Origin of the sequence: Bradyrhizobium sp. CCGUVB1N3 (genome assembly GCF_024199925.1) — a bacterium.
Classification (GTDB): Bacteria; Pseudomonadota; Alphaproteobacteria; order Rhizobiales; family Xanthobacteraceae; genus Bradyrhizobium.
Window position 1 is genome coordinate 7,136,466 of sequence record NZ_JANADR010000001.1, and the last position, 23,758, is coordinate 7,160,223.

At 64.5% G+C, this 23,758-nt stretch carries 20 protein-coding genes and 2 pseudogenes; 12 read left to right on the forward strand and 10 right to left on the reverse strand.

Annotated features, from left to right (window positions below; genetic code table 11):
• Window positions 1-325: 325 nt before the first annotated feature.
• The 4 genes and pseudogenes from NLM33_RS33995 to NLM33_RS34010 all read right to left on the reverse strand — a co-directional run.
• Window positions 326-784 carry a DUF3237 domain-containing protein gene (locus NLM33_RS33995; RefSeq protein ID WP_254102916.1) on the reverse strand — a complete coding sequence of 153 codons (459 nt, stop codon included), beginning with the start codon at window positions 782-784 and terminating at the stop codon, window positions 326-328.
• 234 nt (window positions 785-1,018) lie between these two features.
• Window positions 1,019-2,338 carry a TRAP transporter large permease gene (locus NLM33_RS34000; protein ID WP_254102918.1) on the reverse strand — a complete coding sequence of 440 codons (1,320 nt, stop codon included), beginning with the start codon at window positions 2,336-2,338 and terminating at the stop codon, window positions 1,019-1,021.
• Window positions 2,339-2,340: 2 nt separating this feature from the next.
• Window positions 2,341-2,850 (reverse strand): TRAP transporter small permease, encoded by a 510-nt coding sequence (locus NLM33_RS34005; protein WP_254102920.1) that lies wholly within the window; start codon window positions 2,848-2,850, stop codon window positions 2,341-2,343.
• 260 nt (window positions 2,851-3,110) lie between these two features.
• Window positions 3,111-3,998, reverse strand: a pseudogene (locus NLM33_RS34010) (TRAP transporter substrate-binding protein); the annotation flags it as partial.
• An 88-nt stretch (window positions 3,999-4,086) separates the two neighbouring features.
• Here NLM33_RS34010 and NLM33_RS34015 point away from each other — a divergent pair.
• Window positions 4,087-5,216, forward strand: a protein-coding gene (locus NLM33_RS34015) for an IS3 family transposase (protein ID WP_254095161.1) whose coding sequence is annotated in 2 segments (ribosomal slippage) — window positions 4,087-4,339 and window positions 4,339-5,216 — 1,131 coding nt in all. Because the reading frame shifts where the segments join, the coding sequence is not laid out codon by codon here.
• Window positions 5,217-5,363: 147 nt separating this feature from the next.
• Here NLM33_RS34015 and NLM33_RS34020 read toward each other — a convergent pair.
• A pseudogene (locus NLM33_RS34020) lies at window positions 5,364-5,495 on the reverse strand (C4-dicarboxylate ABC transporter); the annotation flags it as partial.
• Between the two features lie 260 nt (window positions 5,496-5,755).
• Between NLM33_RS34020 and pobA the strand changes: the two are divergent.
• Window positions 5,756-6,925, forward strand: a complete 1,170-nt coding sequence (gene pobA, locus NLM33_RS34025; RefSeq protein WP_254102922.1) for a 4-hydroxybenzoate 3-monooxygenase — start codon at window positions 5,756-5,758, stop codon at window positions 6,923-6,925.
• Window positions 6,926-7,131: 206 nt separating this feature from the next.
• On the forward strand, window positions 7,132-7,551 hold the full coding sequence (locus NLM33_RS34030; RefSeq protein ID WP_254102923.1) for a PaaI family thioesterase: 420 nt from the start codon (window positions 7,132-7,134) through the stop codon (window positions 7,549-7,551).
• 133 nt (window positions 7,552-7,684) lie between these two features.
• On the opposite strand, the gene NLM33_RS34035 is transcribed toward NLM33_RS34030, so the two are convergent.
• Window positions 7,685-8,569 (reverse strand): LysR family transcriptional regulator, encoded by an 885-nt coding sequence (locus NLM33_RS34035; protein ID WP_254106034.1) that lies wholly within the window; start codon window positions 8,567-8,569, stop codon window positions 7,685-7,687.
• A gap of 119 nt (window positions 8,570-8,688) precedes the next feature.
• On the opposite strand from NLM33_RS34035, the gene NLM33_RS34040 reads away from it, so the two are divergent.
• Entirely contained in the window at window positions 8,689-9,315 is a 627-nt protein-coding gene (locus tag NLM33_RS34040) for a pyridoxamine 5'-phosphate oxidase family protein (protein ID WP_254102924.1), read from the forward strand.
• Between the two features lie 258 nt (window positions 9,316-9,573).
• Here NLM33_RS34040 and NLM33_RS34045 read toward each other — a convergent pair whose 3' ends face one another.
• From NLM33_RS34045 to NLM33_RS34055, 3 genes are read right to left on the reverse strand one after another with little or no spacing between them, the layout of a single operon-like run.
• Complete coding sequence (locus NLM33_RS34045; protein WP_254102925.1) at window positions 9,574-10,305, reverse strand: ABC transporter ATP-binding protein; 732 nt, start codon at window positions 10,303-10,305, stop codon at window positions 9,574-9,576.
• Window positions 10,302-12,071 carry an ATP-binding cassette domain-containing protein gene (locus NLM33_RS34050; protein ID WP_254102926.1) on the reverse strand — a complete coding sequence of 590 codons (1,770 nt, stop codon included), beginning with the start codon at window positions 12,069-12,071 and terminating at the stop codon, window positions 10,302-10,304. The genes NLM33_RS34045 and NLM33_RS34050 overlap by 4 nt, the downstream gene beginning before the upstream one ends.
• Window positions 12,072-12,076: 5 nt before the next feature.
• Window positions 12,077-13,117 (reverse strand): branched-chain amino acid ABC transporter permease, encoded by a 1,041-nt coding sequence (locus NLM33_RS34055; protein WP_254102927.1) that lies wholly within the window; start codon window positions 13,115-13,117, stop codon window positions 12,077-12,079.
• 174 nt (window positions 13,118-13,291) lie between these two features.
• On the opposite strand from NLM33_RS34055, the gene NLM33_RS34060 reads away from it, so the two are divergent.
• Window positions 13,292-13,822, forward strand: a complete 531-nt coding sequence (locus tag NLM33_RS34060; protein WP_254102928.1) for a MarR family winged helix-turn-helix transcriptional regulator — start codon at window positions 13,292-13,294, stop codon at window positions 13,820-13,822.
• Window positions 13,823-13,999: 177 nt separating this feature from the next.
• Here the strand turns inward: NLM33_RS34060 and NLM33_RS34065 are convergent, their stop codons facing one another.
• The gene (locus NLM33_RS34065; RefSeq protein WP_254102929.1) at window positions 14,000-16,105 is read right to left on the reverse strand and encodes a bifunctional diguanylate cyclase/phosphodiesterase; all 2,106 of its coding nucleotides are present in this window, start codon (window positions 16,103-16,105) and stop codon (window positions 14,000-14,002) included.
• A 250-nt stretch (window positions 16,106-16,355) separates the two neighbouring features.
• Here NLM33_RS34065 and NLM33_RS34070 point away from each other — a divergent pair, with 250 nt between their 5' ends.
• Genes NLM33_RS34070 through NLM33_RS34100 form a run of 7 tightly spaced genes read left to right on the forward strand, consistent with a single transcriptional unit; the run spans window position 16,356 to window position 23,757 of the window.
• Window positions 16,356-16,628 carry a helix-turn-helix domain-containing protein gene (locus NLM33_RS34070; protein WP_254106036.1) on the forward strand — a complete coding sequence of 91 codons (273 nt, stop codon included), beginning with the start codon at window positions 16,356-16,358 and terminating at the stop codon, window positions 16,626-16,628.
• 34 nt (window positions 16,629-16,662) lie between these two features.
• Window positions 16,663-18,663, forward strand: a complete 2,001-nt coding sequence (hyfB, locus tag NLM33_RS34075) for a hydrogenase 4 subunit B (RefSeq protein WP_254102930.1) — start codon at window positions 16,663-16,665, stop codon at window positions 18,661-18,663.
• Window positions 18,660-19,616: a respiratory chain complex I subunit 1 family protein gene (locus NLM33_RS34080; RefSeq protein ID WP_254102931.1), complete on the forward strand. Its 957-nt coding sequence runs from the start codon at window positions 18,660-18,662 to the stop codon at window positions 19,614-19,616. The genes hyfB and NLM33_RS34080 overlap by 4 nt, the downstream gene beginning before the upstream one ends.
• Before the next feature lie 3 nt (window positions 19,617-19,619).
• Window positions 19,620-20,282, forward strand: a complete 663-nt coding sequence (locus NLM33_RS34085; RefSeq protein ID WP_254102932.1) for a hydrogenase-4 component E — start codon at window positions 19,620-19,622, stop codon at window positions 20,280-20,282.
• A complete protein-coding gene (locus NLM33_RS34090; RefSeq protein WP_254102933.1) occupies window positions 20,279-21,718 on the forward strand; it encodes a hydrogenase 4 subunit F in 1,440 nt (479 codons plus the stop codon). Before NLM33_RS34085 ends, NLM33_RS34090 begins: the two co-directional genes overlap by 4 nt.
• 2 nt (window positions 21,719-21,720) lie before the next feature.
• A complete protein-coding gene (locus NLM33_RS34095) occupies window positions 21,721-23,229 on the forward strand; it encodes an NADH-quinone oxidoreductase subunit C (protein ID WP_254102934.1) in 1,509 nt (502 codons plus the stop codon).
• Window positions 23,230-23,232: 3 nt separating this feature from the next.
• Window positions 23,233-23,757: an NADH-quinone oxidoreductase subunit B family protein gene (locus tag NLM33_RS34100; RefSeq protein ID WP_254102935.1), complete on the forward strand. Its 525-nt coding sequence runs from the start codon at window positions 23,233-23,235 to the stop codon at window positions 23,755-23,757.
• Window position 23,758 lies beyond the last annotated feature (1 nt).

Genomic DNA, 23,758 nt, shown 5'->3' on the forward strand with positions numbered 1-23,758 from the left:
AGAGTCAACAAGGGAGACGGGCCGCTGGGGGCGGGTGATCAGGGGCGGGTAAGGGAACGCCCCATACTCGCCGTCGTCCCGGCGAAGGCCGGGGACCCCCGCGCGAGCGCTTGCGCTCGTCGAGATAACCCCTGGGAGACGTTTTGCGAAGGCTGGTGGCCCGAGTTTTCCCGAACAACTCGATCCTGTGGGTATGGGTCCCGGGCTCGCGCTCCGCGCGCCCCGGGACGACGAGCGCAGTGTGAGGCGCCGCTATTGCCACACCCTCCGTCATTGCGAGCGAAGCGAAGCAATCCAGGAATGTCGTCGCGGAGGAGCGCCCGCCTCACATCACCTGATGCACGTCGATCACCACGCGGTCTGCGTGGCGCGCGGCTGAGGCCACGAAGATGTGCTGCATCAGCCAGCGGTACTTCTCGTGCCCGGTCTCGAACTTCGGCACGGTGCGGAAGTAGATCAGCGCGGGATCGACGGGCTCGCCGCGCTTGAGTTTTTGCAGCAGCTCGACGGGCCCGAAGCGGATGCCCTTGTTCTCGACATAGACAGTGGCGCCGTCGTCGGTCTCGAAGGCGTATCTGGCCTCCAGGTCGATCAGCTCGTTGGGGCGGATGATCTGGAAGTCGGCACCGAACGGCAAGACCTTGCCCTCGATCGCGCCATGCACCTCGCCTCCGATGATCGGGATGATGCGGCGGACACCGATGCCGGTCTCGCCGGCGGTAATGACATCGCCGATGCGCGCGGTGATGGTGAAGACGTATTTGGTTACGAGGGCAGTGCTCATAAATCACCTCTGACATGATGCGACGAACAGGCGCTGCTTTTCCTTCTCCCCTTGTGGGAGAAGGTGGCGCGCGTAGCGCGCCGGATGAGGGGTTGCGTCCACAAACTCTATTGCGCGAGATGCGTGCGCGGAGAGAGACCCCTCACCCGTCTCGCCGCTGCGCGGCGAGCCACCCTCTCCCACAAGGGGAGAGGCGAAGATAGCTCGCCGCGTGACGAGCAGCGCGATCATTCCCTAATGCGCCATCATCCGGGTCGGCAGCCAGGTTGCCAGCAGCGGGAAGGCGATCAGGATCACCAGACGCACCAGGTCGGTGGCCACGAACGGGATCACGCCTTTGAAGATGGTGGAGAAGGAGACGTCCTTCACCACGCTCTTGATGACGAAGACGTTCATGCCGACCGGCGGGTGGATCAGGCCGAGCTCCACCGTCATAACGATGATGACGCCGAACCAGATCGGATCGAAGCCAAGATGCGAGATCACGGGGAAGATGATCGGCACGGTGAGGATGATCATCGCCATGGCGTCCATCAGGCAGCCGAGCACGAGATACATCACCATGATCAGCGCCAGCACGCCGTAAGAGCCGAGGCCGAGGCCGGTGAGGAATTCCGTCACCTTCTGCGGGGTCTGCGTCACCGTCAGGAAATAGCCGAAGATCAGCGCGCCGATCAGCACCGTGAACACGGCGGCCGCGGTACGCGTTGCCTGCAGGAGCGAGGCCAAAATCTTCTCGCGGTCGAGCCGCCCGGTAAGCACGCCGATGATGAAGGCGCCGGTGGCCCCGACGCCGCCGGCTTCCGTCGGCGTGAAGCGCGGCAGGAACGGCAGGCCGTAGAGGCCGCCGATGACGAAGAGGAACAGCAGCACCGGCGCCCAGATGTCCTTGAGGCCCGCGAAGCGCTCGTTCCAAGGCAGCTTCTTGCCCTTTGGCAAGAAGTCCGGACGGAAGTATCCGATCAGGCCGATGGTGATCATGTACATGGTCATCGCGAGCAGGCCCGGGATGATGCCGGCGATGAAGAGCTTTCCGATGTCCTGCTCGGTGATGATGCCGTAGACCGCGAGCACGGTGGACGGCGGCAGCATCGCACCCAGCGTGCCGCCGGCCGCGATCACGCCGGTGGCAAAGGATTGCGGATAGCCGAAGCGGCGCATCTCGGGATAGGCGACGGCGGAGAAGGTCGCAGCGGTCGCGACGGAGGAGCCGCAGATCGCGGCAAAGCCACCGCAGGCGCCGACGGTTGCAATGCCGAGGCCGCCGCGCAAATGGCCGACGAACCCGTTGGCAGCGCGGAACAGCTCGCGGCTCATGCCCGAATTGCTGACGAAGGAGCCCATCAGCAGGAACATCGGGATCACGCCAAAGGTGTAGTCGGTGACCGTTCGCATCGAGGTCTGGCCGACCAGTTTCAGCGCCGGCGTGGCGCCGACGAGATAGGAGAAGCCGGAGACGCCGACGAGGCCCATGGCCATACCGACGGGCACGCGCAGCAGCATCAGGAGAAATAAGGAAACGAAGCCGAGTACGGCGACGGCATCGGTGCTCATGATTACTCCGTCGCCTTCAGCTTGGGATCGTGCATTTCTTCGGGATGGAAGATCAGCCGGTAGGTGCGGATTGCGATCAGCAGCACCGCGGAGACGTCGCCGATCCAGGCGATCGCGAAGAACGGCCAGGTCGGCATGTGCATGTCGAAGGTCTGCACATTGTCGTTGTAGGTGCCGCGCACCTTGTCGAACAGCGTCCAGGTCTGCACGGTGACGACGAACAGCAGCACGAGCGTTGCGAACACGTCGATCCAGCGCTGATAGCGCGGGCTTGAATTGGCCCAGATCAGGTCGACGGTGATGTGCGTGCCGCGATAGGAGGTCGCGGCGATCCCCCAGAAGATCAGGATGCCGAGCAGCATGCGGCCGATGTCGAAGGAATCGGGGATCGCATAGTTCAGCGTGTTGCGCAGCAGGACAGAAACGAAGATGTCGAGCGCGACAAGGCCGACGAAGCCGGCCGCGATCCATTCGATCGTATCGATAAAGCGATCCATCCAGGCGCGCTTCATGGGGTGGTGATCCCTTTGCGTGATGTCATTTGCTTGCGTCCGGTCCTGCCGCGCACTCCAGCTCGCCCCGCTTGCGGGGAGAGGTCGGAATGCGCGCGTGAGCGCGGATTCCGGGTGAGGGGGACTCTCCGCGAGTCCATCCGTCACCATCTTTGCGGAAGCGGCCCCTCACCCCAACCCTCTCAGCGCGAGCGAAGCTCGTCGCGCCCCCCGTAAGAACGGGGAGAGGGTGGGGAAGAGCTTACCGCAGCATCGCAGCGTCACTCCGCCAGCGCGTTGTACTTCTTCAGCGAGGCCTTCAGCTCGGCGAGCGCCGCGTCCGGATCAGTGCCGGTCTTCTTCACGCCATCGCCCCAGGTCTTGACCAGCGGCTCCGCCGCCTTCTTCCAGGACGCGGTCTGTTCCGGGTTCAGCTTGTAGACCTCGTGACCCTCTTCCGCCTTGATCTTGTCGATGCCGGCATCCTCGAACTTGCCCCAGTGCTCGCCGACCACGCCGGCCATCTCGGTCGTGCAGTTCTTGTCGATCGCTGCCTTCTGCTTGTCGGACATCGCGTTGTACTTGTCCTTGTTGATGACGAAGACGAAGGTCGTGACATAGAGCGGCGCCTCCATGTCGTACTTCGTCACTTTGTCGATGCCGAACAGCAACAGCGAGCCCCAGGGAAAGGTAACGCCGTCGGCGACGCCGCGCTCGATGATGTCGCGCACCTCAGGCGCAGACGACTGCACGTTGGTGCCGCCGAGCGCGGTGACGAAATTCGCCATGGTGGCGTGGGCCGGGCGGATCTTCAGGCCCTTCACATCCTCCGGCACCACGATCTTCTTGGTGCGGGAGTGGAAGGAGGAGGGAGAATGGACGAAGGCGAGGCAGTATTTGACGTCCTTCATCTCCTTCTCGGCATATTTGCGATACCAGGCATCGAGCCCCATCGAGCCTCCCTTGGCGTCCGAGACCAGGAACGGCAATTCGCCGGCGCCGACGATCGGGAAGCGCCCGGGCTGGTAGCCGGGATTGACGTAGGTGACGTCGGCGATGCCGTCGCGCGCCATGTCGTAATGGTCGAACGCCTTGCCGAGCTGCTGCGCCGGGAACACCTTGCTCTTGATGGTACCGCCGGAGTCCTTCTCCACCGCGGCAGCCCAGTCAGAGCTGGCTCCGCAAATTCGGACAGTAGCTTGAGTGGATTTTCTGCCTGAGAGCGGCGAGGCTTCTTGCCGCGAATCAGGAGCGAAGATGACGAAGAGGAGTCGCCGGACGCATTCTCCGGCATTCAAGGCAAAGGTGGCTTTGGCGGCCGTGAAGGGGGAGAAGACGTTGGCCGAGCTGGCGCAATTGTTTGATGTCCATCCGAACCAGATCACGACCTGGAAGACCCAACTCCTGGAAGGCGCCGCCGGAGTGTTTGGGCAGGACAACGGACCGGCCGAGGCGCCGGTCGATTTGAAGGCGTTACATGCCAAGATCGGCGAGCTTGCGTTGGAGAACGATTTTTTGTCCGGCGCGCTCACCAAGGCGGGCCTGCTGAGCGCAAAGCGATGATCGACCGCGACCATGATCTGTCTGTCGTGCGCCAGGCGAAGGTCCTGAACCTTGCCCGCAGTACGGTTTACTATGAACCTCGGCCGGTTTCGGCCGAGGACCTTGTCTTGATGCGCCGGCTCGATGAGCTGCACCTCGATTATCCCTTCGCAGGGGCGCGCATGCTGCGATCGCTGTTGCAGCGTGAGGGCATGCAGATTGGCCGCCGCCACGTCGCGACGCTGATGAAGCGCATGGGGATCGAGGCGATCTATCGCCGTCCGAACACGAGCAAGCCCGCACCGGGCCACAAGATCTACCCGTACCTATTGCGCGGATTGAAGATCGAGCGGCCGAACCAGGTCTGGGCAATGGACATCAGCTACATTCCGATGCGACGTGGATTCGTCTACCTCGCGGCGGTCGTCGATGTGTTCAGCCGACGGGTGTTGGTCCATCGCGTATCGATCACGATGGAGACGATATTCTGCGTCGAAGCGCTCCAGGAGGCGTTGGCGAAGCACGGCAGGCCCGAGATCTTCAACACGGATCAGGGTAGCCAGTTCACCAGCCTCGACTTCACCGGCGTGCTGCTGGACGCGAACATCGCCATCAGCATGGACGGCAAGGGTGCCTGGCGCGACAACGTGTTCGTCGAGCGGCTGTGGCGCACTGTCAAATACGAGGAAGTCTATCTGCGTGCTTACGACAGCGTGCTCGAGGCGCGAGCATCGATTTCCAAATATCTGGCGTTCTACAACCGAGGACGTCCTCACTCGAGCCTTGACGAACGCACGCCCGACGAGGCTTACTTCGGCGCGCAAACGATGGTGACGGCCGCATGATCGTCGCCAACGATTTTGCTGCGGCTCTGGTCGGGCTTACGCCCTCCCGACGCCACAGCAAAATCGTAAAGCCCCGCCTTCAGCATAACCCGGCAGGAATCCACTTAATTTTCGCGGGGCGCTGTCCAAACAACCGGGGCCAGCTCTGTCTTCCAGCGACTTCTGGAGCGGATGCGAGGCTGGCACCCAGTGCGAGATCTTCAGGTCGAAATTTTTGTCCTGCGCGAAGGCAGGCGTCACGCTTGCTGCCAACAGCAACGCCAGACAGGCTTTCCTCATCGCTCGTCTCTCCCTGTTCTTGACCGCAGGCTTCTTCGGCCCGGTCTCGTTAGTTAACATGTTATATAATTGGATCGCCGGTTCAAGCCGGAACTGGTAGCGCGGCTGCTTTCGTCTCGCGGAAAGCCGTTGCCCGGATATGTCGCGCTGCGGCGAATGCACTCCCTTTAGCTCAAACGTTATATGTTATAATTATCGCGCGCGGACGACCGCGACAAGCAAGCTCGCGCCGCACCCTACAGGATCGGGAGGAGCAAGTATTGCGGACAAAAGTCGCAATCATCGGTGCTGGGCCGGCGGGACTGCTGCTTGGCCAATTGCTGCATAGTTACGGCATCGACAATGTCATTCTCGAGCGGCAGAGGCCGGACTACGTGCTCGGGCGCATCCGCGCCGGCCTTCTTGAAGAGGGAACTGTGGCGCTGCTCGACGAAGTCGGCGCGGGAGGGCGCGCGCATGCCGAGGGTCTCTTGCATGAGGGGATCGAGCTTGCCTTTTCCGGCCGCCGTCACCGCATCGACATGAAGGCTGCGACCGGCAAGACAGTCATGATCTACGGCCAGACCGAGGTGACGCTCGATTTGATGAATGCGCGGAAGGCGGCCGGGCTGACCTCGATCTATGAGGCCAAGGACGTGCAGCCGCATGATTTCGACGGCAGTCACCCGCGCGTAACCTACATCAAGGACGGTGTCAGCCACGAGGTTCTCTGCGACTTCATCGCCGGCTGCGATGGTTTCCACGGCGTCAGTCGCGCCAGCATCAAGCCATCCGCCATCGAGGAGTTCGAGCGGGTCTATCCGTTCGGCTGGCTCGGCATCCTCTCGGATACGCCGCCGGTCAGTCACGAGTTGATCTATTCCAACCACGCCCGCGGTTTTGCGCTCTGCACCATGCGCTCGACCAAACGCAGCCGGCATTACGTTCAGTGCTCGCTCGACGATCACGTCGACCAGTGGCCGGACGATCGCTTCTGGGACGAGTTGAAGCGCCGGCTCGACCAGGAGGCGGCCGACAGCCTCGTGACCGGCCCCTCGATCGAGAAGAGCATCGCGCCCTTGCGCAGCTTCGTCGCCGAGCCGATGCGCTTCGGCCGGATGTTCCTGTGCGGGGATGCCGCCCACATCGTGCCGCCGACCGGCGCCAAGGGGCTGAACCTTGCGGCGTCGGATGCGCATTACCTCGCAACCGCTCTCCGGGAATATTACGACGAGAAGTCGAGCGCGGGGATCGATGCCTATTCCACCATAGCGCTGGCGCGGGTCTGGAAGGCCGTGCGCTTCTCCTGGTGGATGACCTCGATGCTGCACAAATTCCCCGACACCGGCACCATCGGCGCGCGCATCCAGCTCGCCGAGCTCGACTACGTCACGCAGTCGCAGGCCGCGATGACCTCGCTGTCGGAGAATTACGTGGGGCTGCCGTTTTAGCTTGTAGGGTGGGCAAAGCGACAGCTTGCCCACCACTTCTGTCTCAGTCGCGGAGAGATGGTGGGCACGGCGCGATGCGCCTTTGCCCACCCTAGGGGCCAGCAATCGTTTCAATCGCCTCCGCAAATGTCGTTTAAAACTTTGTAGGTGATGCATCCGTCACGTCCATCGCGTTCAATGGTGGCAACCAACGACGCGAGATGCACATGACCGCCACCGCCATCCCTGACGGCTTCGAGCCGCATTTCCGCAAGAGCCCGCTCACCGATCCCTGGGAGCCGCTTTATTCAAAGCGCACCGAGAAGGCCGTTGTCGTCGGATTGCGGCTGGCAAAGCCGCACACCAACGCGCGCGGACGCATTCACGGTGGTCTCATCGCAGCGCTGGCCGATGCCGCGATGGGCTATAGCTGCGCGCAGGCAACGGGCTGGACGACGTCGTTCGTGACGATCTCGCTCGCCGTTGATTATGTCGGCGCCGCCGAGATCGGCCAGTGGTGTGCGGTCGAGAGCGAGGTGATCAAGACCGGCAGCACGATCTGCTTCGCGCAATGCCTGATCAAGGCTGACGACGCCGTGATCGCGCGGGCCAACGGCACGTTCCGCGTGGTGCCGAAGAAGGAGTGAACGGTCTCGTGTCCCGGGCGCGGTGCGGCGCGAAGCGCTGCTCCGCAGAGCCGGGACCCATGCGTCCGCGAAGAGATGGGCCCCGGCTCAGCAGCGCATCACTGCGTGCTGCGCTGCGTCCGGGGCACGAGAGCTACCCAAGCCGCCAGTTCGTCGTCTCCACCACGAGATCGATGAACGCGCGCACCTTGGCCGAGAGCAGCCGCGAGGTCGGATAGACGATGTGGATGGGCAGGGCAGGCTGCTCGAATTTCGCCAGCACGATTTTCAGGCGCCCGCGCCTCAAGCCCTCGGCGGCCTGATAGGCCAGCACGCGCGTCACGCCGCCGCCGGCTTCGGCATATTGCAGGGCCGCATCGGCGCTGTTGCTGATGAAGCGGGGAGATGGCGTCACCTCGATCTCGCGGCCGTCGCGCAGAAAGCGTCGATCGGTCGTCGGGCCGAACTGGATGGTCTGATGCTCGAGCAGGGCCTCCGGCGTCTTCGGTTCGCCGTACCGCTTCAGATAGCCGGGCGAGGCCACGACGATGCGCCGCATCTCGCCGACCTGACGCGCGACCAGAGACGAGTCGGCGAGATGGCCGATCCGCACCGCGGCATCGACGGCGTCCTCCACGAGGTTGACGAGATGATCCGACAGCCTGAGTTCGCAGGCGACTTCGGGATAGCGCTTGAGATAGGCGGTCATGACCGGCCCGACATGGAGCCGGCCGAACCCGACCGGTGCCGACACCACGAGACGTCCGCTCGGCCGGTTGCGCTCCTCCCGCGCCGAGCCGTCCGCCTCCTCGACATCGGCGAGGATCCGCCGCGCACGCTCCAGATAGCGCGTGCCGACGTCGGTGAGAGTCACGGAGCGCGTGGTCCGCTGCAACAGCCGCGCGCCGAGATGCTCTTCCAGCGAGGCGATCATGCGGGTCACCGCCGACGGCGACAGCCGCAGCTTGCGCGCCGCCGGCGCAAAGCCACGCAGCTCGGCGACGGTGACGAAGACGTGCATGGCCTCGAGCCGGTCCATGGTCATTATTGCATATATCGCAATGATGAAGTGTCAAGCGGGCTGATTGTTCTAGACGTAAGAGGGCGCATTTTAGCGGTCAAAGGACGCGAGAATGCGCCAGCTCTGGAGATACTCCGATGCCGTCCGCCCACGCCTACGCCAGTGACGTCGCTTTCACTCCGGCAGTCAAATCGATCCAGACCCGGAAGGGCTCGCGCGAGGCGTATTCCCACGCCGAGCAGCGTGGTTGGCGCACCGAGGTCGACGAAAATCTCGCGGCGTTCCTGGCCGATGCCAGTAGTTTCTATCTCGCCACGGCCTCAGCTGACGGCCAGCCCTATATCCAGCACCGCGGCGGCCCGAAGGGCTTTTTGAAGGTGCTGGACAAGCAGACGCTCGCCTTCGCCGACTACGCCGGGAACCGGCAGTATCTCACGCAAGGCAACCTCTCCGAAAATCCCAAGGCCTATATCTTCGTGATGGACTACGCCCATCGCCGCAGGGTGAAGATCTGGGGCGAAGCGCGCGTGGTTGAGGACGATCCAGCGCTGACGCAGTCACTGATGCCAGGAGGCTACAAGGCGCGCCCCGAGCAGGTCATCGTGTTCAAGATCGCGGCCTGGGACACCAACTGCCCGCAGCACATCCCGCAGAAATTCGACGCGGCGGACGTGGCGTCAGCGCTGGCGGCGCGGGATGCAAGGATTGCGGAGCTCGAAGCCGAGGTGGCGGCGCTGAAGGGGCAGGCGATGGCGGTGGGCTGAGGCGCCACGTTGAGTCTAGCGCAGCACAGGCGCTGCATTTCCCTCTCCCCTTGTGGGAGAGGGTGGCTCGCCGCGTAGCGGCGAGACGGGTGAGGGGTTCTCTCCGCACGTTCGTTCTGTACTTGAATTCGCGGATGCAACCCCTCATCCGGCGCCATAGCCGATGCGGAGCATCGGCGTTCTTGAGAACGGCGGCCGAAGGCCGCCTATGCCACCTTCTCCCGCAAGGGGAGAAGGGAAGAGGAGTTCGCGGCAAGCCTACAGCGCGCTGGCGCCTTCGTGCTGGAAGCCGAGATAGCTCGCCGCGACGCGTTCGTTGGCGGCGATGTCGCTGGCCTTGCCGCTGAGCACGAACTCGCCGAGCTCCATCACGTAAGCCTTGTCCGCGATCTTCAGCGCGGCCTGCGCGTTCTGCTCGACCAGCAGCACCGAGACGCCGCTGGCGCGCAGCTCGGTGACGATGCGGAAGATGTCGGCGACGATGATCGGCGCCAAGCCCAGGCTCGGCTCGTCCAGCATCAGCAGTTTCGGCTCTCCCATCAGCGCACGGCCCATGGCGAGCATCTGCTGCTCGCCGCCGGAGAGCGTGCCGGCGAGCTGCTTGCGTCGCTCTTTCAGTCGCGGGAACAGCGCGTAGACGCGCTCGATCGAGCTCTTCGCCCTGCTCTTCTCGATGCGGAAGGCCCCTAACTCCAGATTGTCCTCGACGTTCATGGTCACGAACAATTCGCGGTGCTCCGGCACGAGGCCCAGCCCCATCGCAACGCGGTCCTCGATGTCGAGCCGTGCGAGGTCTTGCCCGGCAAAGGCGACGCGGCCCTTCAGCGGCAGGATACCCATGACAGCCGAGAGCAGCGTGGTCTTGCCGGCGCCGTTGGCGCCGACGATGGTGACGATCTCGTCTTGGCCGACCTCGAGCGAAACCGAGCGGACCGCCTCGACCTTGCCGTAGGCGACATGCGCGTCGGTGACTGACAACATAGCGCTCATGCCGCCACTCCGAGATAGGCCTTGATCACTTCGGGATTGGTCTTGATCGTGGCGGGCGTGCCTTCCGCGATCTTGGTGCCGAAATCGAGCACCACGATGCGGTCGGCGAGATTCATCACGAAGCCCATGTCGTGCTCGACCAGGAGGACGCTCATGCCGCCGTCGCGCAAGTCGCGCAGCAGCTTTGCGAGCTGCTGCTTCTCCATGTGGCGTAGGCCGGCCGCCGGCTCGTCGAGCAGCAGCAGCATCGGATCGACGCACAACGCGCGTGCGATCTCGACGATGCGCTGCTGTCCGAGCGAGAGCGAGCCTGCAAGCTGATGCATCTGTTCGCCAAGGCCGACGCGCTCGATCTGGCGCGCGGCTTCCGCCAGCAGCCGGGCCTCGTCAGCGCGGTCGAGCCGCAGCATCGAGGCAATCGGTCCCGAGTGGCCGCGCAGATGCGCGCCGATCGCGACGTTTTCCAGCACGGTCATGTCGGGCACCAGCTTCACGTGCTGGAAGGTGCGGGAAATGCCGAGCTTGACGATCTCCTGCGGCGGCGCCCTGTCGACCTTCTTGCCGAGCACCGAGATCGAGCCCGAAGTCGCCGACAGCACGCCGGTGATCAGGTTGAACGTCGTGCTCTTTCCGGCGCCGTTCGGACCGATCAGCGCGACGATCTCGCGGGCCTGCACATCGAAGGAGACATTGTTCACCGCGATCACGCCGCCGAACTGTTTTCGTGCTTTTTCGACCTGGAGCAGCACGCTTGCCTCGCCGGGCGCGCGGACGCGCGCCGGCAGGGTCAGCGAGGTGTCCGGCTTCCTGCCGCCAGCCTTCTGCGGCAGGAACGACATCAGCCACGGCCAGACGCCGCCGGGCGCAAGCTGCAGCAGCGCCACCAGCATGATGCCGAACACGATGGTCTCGACCTGTCCGGAGCCGGGCAGGATGAGCGGCAGATAGCTCTGCAGCACTTCCTTCAGGACAACGACGATCGCCGCGCCGAGCACGCCGCCCCAGACATAACCGGCGCCGCCAACCACCGCGATGAAGAGATACTCGATGCCGGCCTGCGCGCCGAACGGCGTCGGATTGACCGCGCGCTGGAGATGCGCATAGAGCCAGCCGGAGAGACCTGCGAGCACCGCGGCATGAATGAACACCAGCATCTTTGCGCGCGGCGTCTGCACGCCAAAGGCTTCGGCAGCGACATGTCCACGCCTGAGCGCGCGGATGGCGCGGCCGGTGCGGGAATCCAGCAGGTTCATGGTGAGCAGCGCCGAGACGATCACCGCAACCCAGATCGCGTAATAGATCGAGCCGGGTGAGAGCATTTTGAACGTGCCGATCGACAGCGGGGGGATCGCGGAGATGCCGTCGTTTCTCCCCAAGAATTCGAGCTTGCTGAAGAGATAGAACAGTCCGAGCCCCCAGGCGAGCGTGCCGAGCGGCAGATAGTGGCCCGACAGGCGGACCGTGACCAGCCCGAGCAGCACCGCGAGCAGGCCACTGACCAGCAGCGAGAGCGGCAAGGTCAGCCAGGGCGACAGGCCATACGCCGTCGACAGCACCGCAGTGGTGTAGGCGCCGAAGCCGACGAAGGCCGCCTGTCCGAACGAGGTGAGGCCGCCGACGCCGGTCAGCAGCACGAGGCCCATGGCGACCAGCGCGGTGAGGCCGATATTGTCCAGGAGCACGATCCAGAATGGCGGCATGCCGGGAATGAACGGGATCGCCGCCATGAGAATCGCGAAGACGAGAATGGGGAGCCGGTCGTTCATCGTGCTCAGTCCTTCTCTTCCTCGACCGCGGGGGCTGCGAGCGAGCGCAGCAGCAGCACCGGGATCAGCAGCATGAAGACGATGACCTCCTTGTAGTTGCTGGCATAGAAGGACGAGAACGCCTCGACGATGCCGACAAAGAGCGCGGCGATGGCCGTCAGGGGATAGCTGACGAGGCCGCCGATGATTGCTGCGACGAAGCCTTTCAGGCCGATCAGGAAGCCGCTGTCGTAATAGAGAGTTGTAATTGGGACGATAAGTATGCCCGACAGCGCGCCGATGACGGACGCCAGCAGGAACGCGATCTGCCCCGACAGCGAGGTCCGGATGCCGACGAGCCGCGCACCCAGCCGGTTGACGGCGGTCGCGCGCAGCGCCTTGCCGTAGCGTGTGAAGCCGAAGAACAGCCAGAGGCCGACGATGAAGGCGATGGTGATGCCGTAGACCGTGATGCTCTGGCCGGTGAAGCGCAACGCGCCGAGCGTGAAGGCCGTCGACAGCACCGCCGGTCCGCGCTGGCCTTCGGCCCCGAAGAACAGAAGGCCGAGGCCCTGCAGCGCAAGATGGACGCCGACGGAGGCGATCAGCAGCACGAGCACCGAGGTGTGGGCCAGTGGCTGGAACACGATGCGATAGAGCGACACGCCGATCAGCGCGACGATCACGAGCGACAGCGCCATCGAGATCGCAACCGGCGGCTTCTGGCCGGCGAAGTAGAGGGTCACCGCCAGCACGATTCCCGGCAGCACGATGTTGGTGAGGAAGGTGCGGAGGATCAGCCGCCCGTGCAGCGCTTTGCGCGCCGCGAACAGGTCGAACACAAAGGCGACGATGCCCATCGCGAGCGCAAGCTTGGCCGTGCCCGGCATCTGGCCGGAGGCGAGCGAAGCATAGGTCAGCGCGCCATAGGTGACGAATTCGCCTTGTGGAATCAGGATGACGCGGGTGACGGCGAACACCAGCACCAGTGCCAGTCCGAGCAGCGCGTAGATCGCGCCGTTGGTGATGCCGTCCTGGACCAGGAACAGCAGGATGGTGGTATTCAAGACCGGACGCTCCCCCTTAAGATCCGGACCGATCCCCCTTTCGCGGTGGATCGTCCCTCACAGCCATTGAAAATCGCTGACGATATTTGATATGGTCAATAACAATTATCGAATATAACTTCAAGGGCCGGGGAACACCGGGCCTAAATCTAACGGGATTGCGAGCAACAGGCGATGACCGTTTCCAAAGCGGCGGAAAAATCGGCGGAAGCAACCACAAAGGGCGCGGAGGCGGCCAGGGCGCGCAAGGACGCGAGCGAGGAGGCCGGCGAGGCCCTTCAGCTTGGCGAACTCTCCGGACAGCTCGGCTACGTGCTCAAACGTGCCCAGCTCAAGGTGTTCGAGAATTTCCTGCGCTGCATGGCCTCGCTCCAGCTCACGCCGGCGCAGTTTTCCGTGCTGCTGCTGGTCGAGAAGAATCCCGGCCGCAATCAGACCGAGATTGCCTCCACGCTCGGCATCCTGCGCCCGAATTTCGTGGCCATGCTCGACAACCTCGAGAGCCGCGACCTTTGCGCGCGGATTCGCTCCACCAACGACCGCCGCTCGCACATCCTGGTCCTGACCGACAAGGGCAAGGCCGTGCTCGGCCGCGCCAAAAAGCTCGTCGCGACAAAGCACGAGGCGCGGCTGAACGAGCTGTTGGGCGGGGCCAACCGCGAGTCCCTGATCGCGATGCTCTCGAAGATCGCCAACGAGTTCTGAACAATCTCGTCACGTTGAAACTCGGCACTCGCCGCGCGGCCCCCTGCGCTCCCTCCCCCACAAGGGGGGAGGGAACACACCTGCCGTGCTGAGAGAGATTCGTTTCCCGAACGCTCGGCAAATTCATGTTCGCGCTTGATCCAAAGGCGAATGCCTTTGCAGCATGATCGAAGGCGATTACGCCGCAGCGATCCGGTCAGGCAAGGTGGGCGCTTCCGGGGACAGGAAGCGGCGTTCGATTTCGGCTGCGGGCAGGGGGCGGCTGAACAGATAGCCCTGCATCTCGGTGCATCCTTCCGCCGCGATCCGGTCGAGCTGCTCGCGCGTTTCGACACCTTCCGCCGTCGCCGTCATTCCCAACCCGCTTGCGAGCGCGGCAATCGCCCGCACGATGTTGAGTGATCCGGTATCGGTGGCGACGTCGCGCACGAAGGAGCGGTCGATCTTGATCTTGTCGAACGGGAAACATTGCAGATAGGTCAGCGACGAATAGCCGGTGCCGAAATCGTCCATTGCGATCCGGATCCCGAGATCGCGCAGCCGGTGCAGCGTGGCGAGCGTCCCCTCCTTGTCCTGCAAGAGGACGCTCTCGGTAATCTCGATTTCGAGCCGGCTGGCGTCCAGCCCCGCGGCGGCGAGCGCGCCAACGATCACCTCGGCAAGACCGGCGTAGCGGAATTGCACGGCCGATATGTTGACGGCGACGTGGAGGTGCTTTGGCCACCGGCTGGCGGTCATGCAGGCCTGCCGGATCACCCACTCGCCGATCGGCACGATCAGGCCGATCTCCTCGGCAAGCGGAATGAAGCTGTTGGGAGGGATCAGTCCGCGCTGCGGGTGCTGCCAGCGGATCAGCGCCTCGAAGCCGCTGATCGCGCCGCTGTCGCTCTTCACCAGCGGCTGATAGTGAAGCTCGAATTCGCCGCCGGCGAGCGCCTTGCGCAGATCGAGCTCCAATGCGCGGCGGCTTTGCACCTGCTCCTCCATGGCCGGCTCGAAAAAGCGGTACATGCCCCGGCCGTCGCTCTTGGCCCGGTAGAGCGCAAGGTCGGCGTTGCGCAGCAATTGCTCGGGTGTCGCTCCATCGGCCGGCGCAATGGCGATGCCGACGCTTGCTCCCGCGATCGTCTGCTGCGCGTCGATCTCGAACGGGGCGCTCATCTGCCCGATAATGCGCTGCGCAAGCGTGCCTGCTTCTCTCGCCTCGCTGATCGGGGTCTGCAGGACGACGAATTCGTCGCCGCCCATCCGGGCGATCGTGTCGCCCGGACGTACGAGGCGGCGCAGACGCTCGCTCACGCCCTTGAGCAGGGCGTCGCCGGCATGATGGCCCAGCGTGTCGTTCACCGACTTGAACTTGTCGAGGTCGATGTGATGCACGGCGAACATCTGGTTCGTCGCGAACGCCTGCTCGAGCCGCTGGTTGAGCAGGGCGCGATTGGCAAGGTCGGTCAGCGCATCGTGATGCGCCATATGCGCGATTCTGAGCTCGGTCCGCCGCTGCTCAGTGATGTCTTCGTGGGTCGCTACCCAGCCGAGGTCCGGCATCGGGCGATGGCGGATCTTGAAGGTGCGCCCGTTTCGCATCTCGACGATACTGTCGACAGGCTCGGCCGAAACCACGACGCCGGTGCGCCATTTCATGTACTCGGCCCGTGACATCGCGGGCACGCTGCCGGCCTCAAAGCGCATGTCGACGATGTCCGACAGGGGCGTGCCGGGACGGACGCGCTCGGGCGGCAGTCCGTACATGTCGATGAAGTCCTTGTTGCACACGATCAGCCGGTGATCGGCATCGAAGAAGCACAGCCCGTGCGACATATTGTTGATCGCGATGTCGAACTGCATGTTGCGCTGTTGCAGCCTTGCGCTGAGCTCCTCGCGCTCGGTGATGTCTTCGTGGGTGGCCATGCCGCCGCCGTCCGGCAGAGGGTGGATGGTATAGGCGATGATCCGCCCGTCCGCGAATTCCTGCACCGCCCGTTCGCTGACGATTGTGCGCTCCGTGCGGGCGCGAACATAGTCCTCGGCCTCACCGCGGACCTTCAATCCGAGCTTGAGCCGATGCTGGATCAGGTTGCTGACCGGCGTGCCCGGCCGCACCTCGTCCGGCGCAAGGCCGTACATGTCCATGTAGCGCTGGTTGCAGTAGATGACTTCGCGGCTCCGGTTGAACAGGATGATGCCGAGCCAAAGATTGTTGACGGCCTGCTCGAGCAACCCGCCCAAGGCGAGCGAGCCGAGCGGGCCGCTCTCGGCGGCCTGCCTGTCGCGATCCTGCATGTATGTTCGCCCCCTTCAAGCGCGGAAGGCATTAGAGCAGAGGCTGGTGAATCGTCTTCACGATCTGCCTCCCGCACAGGCAGCTTCCTGAAGTTGCAGCGAATTTCACGTTAAGGGGCGCGATGAGATTGCACCAGGCAAGGCGATCGCTTCCTGATGCGCAGTGCAGCATAACTGATGCTTGATACATCAGTATAGATGTAATATGATTGCTTTATCAATCATGGCACTTGCCATGGAGGCGCTCTCAGTGATTACCGCCGCGCAGCTTCGGGCCGCTCGGGCCCTGCTTGGGATCGACCAGCGCGAGCTGGCACAGCGCTGCTCGCTGTCGCTGCCGACGATCCAGCGCATGGAGGCCTCCGAGGGCGTCATTCGCGGCAATGTCGATTCCCTGATGAAGCTGGTCGAGGCGCTCGCGGCGGCGGGCATCGAGCTGATCGGCGAGGGCGTCCCCTCGATCGGCGGTGGCCGCGGCGTGCGGCTGAAATCTCTGCCCAGCGCCGGCGAGGACAACAAATGACGACGCGCGCACAACTCGCAATCCGGGAGCTCTGATGATCTCGGTGGCGCTATGGTCGGTGGCACTGCTGCTGGCGCTGGCGCCGGTCGGGATCGCGCTGTCGACGCGCCCGCGCGGTTCGGTCGCGATCTATGGCGCCTGCTTGGTTGTCACTGCTGCGCTCTGCGTCACCGCGCTCCTTCACTTGCTCGATCCCGCGCATCTGGTGTTGAGCACGACGCTGCCGATCGGCCTGCCCTGGCTGGGGGCCCACTTCCGTCTCGATGCGCTGTCGGCGTTCTTCCTGGTCGTGATCAATCTTGGTGGCGCAGCCGCGAGCCTGTTCGCGCTCGGCTATGGCGCGCATGAAGAATCTCCCGGCCGCGTGCTGCCGTTCTATCCGGCCTATCTCGCCGGCATGAACACCGTCGTGCTCACCAACGACGCCTTCAGCTTTCTGGTGGCATGGGAGTTCATGTCGCTGACCTCATGGGCGCTGGTGGTGGCGCATCATCGCGAGGCGGACAACGTTCGCGCCGGCTATGTCTATCTCCTGATGGCGAGCTTCGGCACGCTGGCGCTGCTGCTGGCCTTCGGCCTGCTCGCCAATGGTGCCGGTTACGATTTCGATGCGATCCGCGCTTCGCATCCCTCGGCCGCGCTTGCCGGCATGGTGGTGATCCTCGTCCTGCTCGGCGCCGGCTCCAAGGCAGGCCTCGTGCCGCTGCACGCCTGGCTGCCGCTTGCCCACCCCGCCGCACCCAGCCACGTCTCGGCCCTCATGAGCGGCGTGATGACCAAGGTCGCCGTCTACGGTTTTGTCCGCATCGTCTTCGATCTGCTGCCGGAACCCGAGTGGTGGTGGAGCATGGTGGTGCTGCTCGTCGGCGGCCCTACCGCGACGCTGGGCGTGCTCTATGCGCTGATGCAGCGCGACATCAAGCGCGTGCTGGCCTATTCGACCATCGAGAACATCGGGATCATCTTCACCGGCCTCGGGCTCGCGCTCGCCTTCAAGGCGCAGGGGCTCGACTGGGTGGCGGCGCTCGCCTTCACCGCGGCGATGCTGCACGTCTTCAATCACGCGCTGTTCAAGAGTCTTCTGTTCTTCGGCGCCGGCGCGGTGCTGGAAGCAACCGGCACGCGCGACATGGAGAAGCTCGGCGGGCTGATCCATCGCATGCCGCGCACGGCCTTCGCGATGCTGGTCGGCTGCGTCGCGATCTCGGCACTGCCTCCGTTCAACGGTTTTGTCTCGGAATGGCTGACGTTCCAGGCGATCCTGCTGTCGCCGCAACTGCCGTCCTGGGGCCTGAAGCTCGCCATCCCCGCGGTCGGCGGCTTGCTGGCGCTGGCGGCGGCTTTCGCTGCGGCCTGCTTCGTCAAGCTCTACGGCATCAGCTTCCTCGGCCGTCCCCGCTCCGACGTCGCGGCGGGCGCGCACGAGACCGATCGCTTCTCGCTGGCCGCGATGTTTGCGCTTGCCGCCCTTTGTCTCGTCGCCGGCATCCTGCCCGGCCTGTTCATCGATACGCTGGCGCCGGTGAGCAAGGCCATGGTCGGCAATGTCATGCCGCACCAGACGGGGCTGGAGTGGCTGACGATCGTGCCAATTGCCGAAAGCCGCAGCTCCTATAACGGACTTCTGGTGTTCCTGTTCGTCGCGTTCAGCGGCACGGCAGCGGCGTCCGCGATTCATCGCCTCGCCTCCGACCGGCTGCGCCGGGCGCCTGCCTGGGACTGCGGTTATCCTGATCCCAATCCCGCCATCCAGTACTCGGCCTCGAGCTTTTCGCAGCCGATCCGCCGTGTGTTCGGCAGCGTGATCTTTGCGGCACGCGAGATCGGCGAGATGCCGCCGCCATCCTCGTCCGCGCCGGCACGGCTCACCGTCGAGCTGCATGATCTGATCTGGGAGGCGCTCTACGCGCCGATCGCGAAGGCGATCGGCTTCGCCACCGAGCACATCAACGTCCTCCAGTTCCTCACCATCCGCCGCTATCTGACCCTGGTCTTCGTGGCGCTGATCGTGCTGCTCCTGGTGGTGGCGCTATGAATGCGCTGCGCGACATCCTCTCGCAAGGCGTCCAGATGCTGCTGGTGCTGCTGCTGGCCCCGTTGCTGACCGGCTTCGTGCGCAAGGTGAAAGCGCGGCTGCTCCGCCGGCGGGGGCCACCGGTGCTCCAGCCCTATCGCGACCTCGTCCGCTTGATGCGCAAGGATGTCGTGCTCGCGGACAACGCCTCCTGGCTGTTCCGCGTCATTCCCTATCTGATGTTTGCCGGAACCTGGGTCGCGGCCACGCTCGTGCCGACCTTCGGCAACGGCCTGTTGTTCTCCTGGACCGCCGACCTCATCGCCATCATCGCGCTGCTCGGCAGCGCCCGCTTCTTCCAGGCGCTTGCCGGCATGGATGTCGGCACCGCTTTCGGCGGCATCGGCTCCAGCCGCGAGGTGATGATCGCGTCGCTCGCCGAGCCCGCCATCCTGATCACTGTGTTTTCCATCGCCATGATTGCGGGCTCGACCCAGCTTTCCAACGTTGCGGAGTTCATGGGCTCGGACGCAGTTGGTTTGCGCGTGTCGCTGGGCATGGCGTTTGTCGCGCTGACCATCGTGGCGCTGGCGGAGAACGCCCGTATCCCCGTCGACAATCCCGCCACCCATCTCGAGCTCACCATGGTGCATGAGGCCATGGTGCTGGAATATTCCGGTCGCCATCTCGCGCTGGTCGACCTGTCGTCGCAGCTCAAGCTTCTGCTTTACGTTTCACTGATCGCCTGCGTGTTCGTGCCCTGGGGTACGGCAACCGCCGATGCGAGCGTTGCGCCGCTGGTGCGTGGCGCGCTGCTCTATCTCGGCAAGCTTGCAGTGCTTGGTTTCCTGCTCGCGCTGTTCGAGACGTCGATCGCCAAGATGCGCGTCTTTCGCATCCCTGAATTCCTGGGGGCGGCGCTGATGCTGGCGCTGCTTGCGACCCTGCTGCGCTTCGTGTCGGGGAGCCTGTAAGAGATGAGCAGCCTGCAATTCGACATCGCCCACCTGCTCGCCGGCTCGCTCGTGCTGGCGAGCTTCATGCTGCTTTATCAGGACCGGCTCTATGCGCTGCTCAACGTCTACGCGCTACATGCGACCGTGCTGGCGCTGTCGGTGGCCTGGCAGGCCTACGTCCAGGCCGCGCCGCATCTCTATGTCACCGCGCTGATCGCCCTCGTCTTCAAGGCCATCATCATTCCGGTGGCGCTGCACCGGATCATCAGGCGGCTCGGCATTCACCGCGAGATCGAGAACGTGATCGGGATCGGGCTCACCATGATGGCCGGCATCGGCCTCGTCGCGCTGTCGATGGTGGTGATGCTGCGGGTGACGCCGGGCGCCGATGCGCTGGCGCGCGAGGATCTTGCCTTCGCGCTGTCGGTGGTGCTGCTCGGGCTTTTGATCATGGTGACGCGGCGCAACGCCGTGAGCCAGGTGGTCGGCTTCATGTCGCTGGAGAATGGCCTCGTGCTGGCGGCGACCGGCGCCAAGGGCATGCCGCTGGTGGTCGAGATCAGCGTCGCCTTCTCGGTGCTGATCGCCTTCATCGTGATCGGCATCTTCCTGTTCCGCATCCGCGAGCGCTTTGACAGCGTCGACGTGCAGGCGCTCGACCGCTTCAGGGGAGAGCGGCGATGACGATCGACGCGCTGGGTGCCATCCTGCTGATCCCGGCCGTCTCGGCCGCGCTGCTGGCGATCCTGCCCGGCTACCTCTTGACGGCCAAGCTCAACGTCGTTGCGTCGCTCGCGACCTTCCTCACCTCGCTCTCGCTGTTCGTGATCGAGCCGACCTCGGGGCAATATCTGCTGCTCGACGACCTCAACAAGGTCTTCATCGTGCTGACGACCTTTGTCGGCTTCACGACATCCGTGTTCAGCGCGAGTTACATTCACCACGAAATCGAGAGCGGACGGCTGACGCCGGCCTTCCTGCGCTTCTATCACGCGATGTACCAGACGCTGATGTTCGCGATGAACCTCGCGCTCGTCGCCAACAATATCGGCCTGATATGGGTTGCGGTCGAGGTCGCGACGCTCACGACCGTGCTGATGGTCGGCATCTACCGCACCCATGAGGCGCTGGAAGCCGCCTGGAAATATTTCATCCTCGGCAGCGTCGGCATTGCGCTGGCGCTGTTCGGCACCATCCTGATCTATATGGCGGCGCGGCCTGCGGTGGGTGAGGGGCTCGACGGCATGGTGTGGACCGTGCTGGTGCAGCACGCCGCCGCGTTCGATCCGGCGCTGCTCAACGTCGCCTTCGTCTTCCTGCTGCTCGGCTACGGCACCAAGGTCGGCCTCGCGCCGCTGCACGCCTGGCTGCCCGACGCGCATGCCGAAGGTCCGACGCCGATCTCGGCGGTGCTGTCGGGTCTCCTGCTCAACGTCGCGCTCTATGCGTTGTTGCGCTTCAAGATGATGCTGGCGGTCAATTCCGCGGCGATTGCGCCGGGGCCGCTGATGGTGACGATGGGCCTGATCTCCGTGATCTTCGCGGCGCTGATGCTGTATCGCCGCCGCGACATCAAGCGCATGTTCGCCTATTCCTCGATCGAGCACATGGGCATCATCGTCTTTGCCTTCGGAATGGGTGGGCCGCTTGCGAATTTCGCCGGCCTTCTGCACATGACCATGCATTCGCTGACCAAGTCGGCGATCTTCTTCGCGGTCGGCCACATCGCACAGGTCAAGGGCACGCAGAAGATCGCCGACATCGGCGGGCTCACGGTGACCAACCCGGTGCTCGGCTGGGGCCTGATGCTCGGCGTCATCGCCATCGTCGGCCTGCCGCCGCTCGGCATCTTCATGAGCGAGTTCCTGGTGGTCAGCTCGACCTTCTCCCGCGCGCCATGGCTGACCGCGATCCTGGTGCTCGGGATCATCATCGCGCTCGGCGGGCTCTTGCTGAGGGTCGGCGTCGTGATGTTCGGCGAGCCCAAGGGCATGACCGCACCGGCGGAGGCCTCCTACGTGCCGATGTTCACACACCTGGCGCTGGTCGCGACGGCCGGCATCTATCTGCCGCCGGTCCTGGTAACCGGCTTCACGAACGTCGCAAAGCTGCTGGGATAGCGATGGGCATCCTCGACGGCATCCCCCATGTTCGCGCGGTGCCGTCGCACCGGCCCTGGCCGCGTGTCGTCGTGACGGAGGCGGGCTGGCAGGCCGCGATCAACCAACTGGCCGCCGGCCGTCTGACGCTGCTCGGCTTCTGGGGTGAGTCGTCCGCGGTGCACATCGCTCTGCTCGATGACGCCGCCACCGAGATCGCGGTCGTCACCTACGAATGTGCGGCGGGTAGCTTTCCCAGCGTCGCCCGCCAGCATCCGCCCGCGCTGCGGCTGGAGCGTGCCATCCACGACCTGTTCGGGCTCACACCAACCGGCGGCGACGATACGCGGCCGTGGCTCGATCATTACGTCTGGGGCAAATCGTTCCCGCTTGGCAGCCGCAACGCGCCGCGCGAGGTGGTCCCGTATCGGTTTCTGCCGACCGAAGGCGAGGCGCTGCATCAGGTTGCGGTGGGACCTGTCCATGCCGGCATCATCGAGCCCGGTCATTTCCGCTTCACCGCCAATGGCGAGCATGTGGTGCGGCTGGAGCAATGGCTGGGCTACACCCACAAGGGCATCGAGTCACTGATGCCGGGTGCGGGCGTTCAGGCCGCGGCAAAACTCGCGAACCGCACCTCCGGTGACAGCGCGGTCGCCTACGCCTTTGCCTTTGCGCGCGCCGTGGAGGCCGCGCTTGACATCGAGGCGCCGCAGCGCGCGACCTGGTTGCGGGCGCTGATGGCGGAACTGGAGCGGCTCGCCAACCATTTCGGCGATATCGGCGCGATCTGCAACGATGCATCCTTCGCGCTGATGCATGCCCAGACCGGCATCTTGCGCGAGCGCTGCTTGCGTGCCGCGAATGTCGCGTTCGGCCATCGCCTGATGATGGACGTCATCGTGCCCGGCGGCGTGACGTGCGACATCGCGCCGGACGGCGTTGCGGCACTGCGGACGCTGCTTGCCGAAATCAACAAGGTGTTTCCGCGCCTGATCGAGCTCTACGACAACACGGCGTCACTTCAGGACCGCACCGTCACCACGGGCATCGTGAAGACGGAGTATGCGCGGCAGTTCGGCGCCGGCGGCCATGTCGGCCGCGCGTCGGGGCGCAATTTCGACGCGCGGCGCGCGCTTGCCTACGCGCCCTACGATCGCTTGTCGTTCGAGGTTCCAGTGCTTGAGGCGGGCGATGTCAATGCGCGGGTCTGGATCCGCATCCGCGAGGTCGAGCAGAGTGTCGCGTTGATCGCGCAGATTCTGGACCTGATGGCGCCGGGCGAGATCATGCGCGCGCTGCCGGCTGGGCGCGGTGAGTGCGAAGGCCTGGCTGTGACGGAGGCGTTTCGCGGCGACGTGCTGGTCTGGCTGAGGCTGGACACCGAGCTGCGTGTGCAGCGCTGCCACCTGCGCGATGCCTCGTGGTTCCAGTGGCCGCTGCTGGAGACCGCGATCGAGGGCAACATCATCGCTGACTTCCCGCTCTGCAACAAGTCGTTCAACTGTTCCTATTCGGGCGTGGATCTCTGAGCCATGCGCAAGACCCTGCTTGAAAGTCTCACCCACGGCTCTCTGACCGAGCCCGCCCCGGCGCCCGACGAGAGCGCGCTGGCTGAGCTTGCCAGCAAGGTCGACCGCGCCGCGCAGGCACGACTCGGCCGGTCGCTCGCGATCCGCCAGGTCGATGCCGGCTCCTGCAATGGCTGCGAGCTCGAGATCCACGCGCTCTCCAACGCCTTCTACGACATCGAACGTTTCGGCCTGCGCTTCGTCGCCTCGCCGCGCCACGCCGACGTACTGCTGGTCACGGGACCGGTGACCAAGAACATGAGGCAAGCGCTGGAGCGGACCTGCGACGCCACGCCCGATCCGAAGTGGGTCGTCGCCGTCGGCGGCTGCGCGATCGATGGCGGCATTTTTGGCGGCAGCTACGCCTGCGTCGGCGGCGTGTCCGAGGTCGTTCCGGTGGATCTGCACATCAAGGGCTGCCCGCCGACGCCGACGGATTTATTGAAGGGCCTGCTCGCGCTGCTCGAGCATGTCGGCGGGAAGAGGTGAG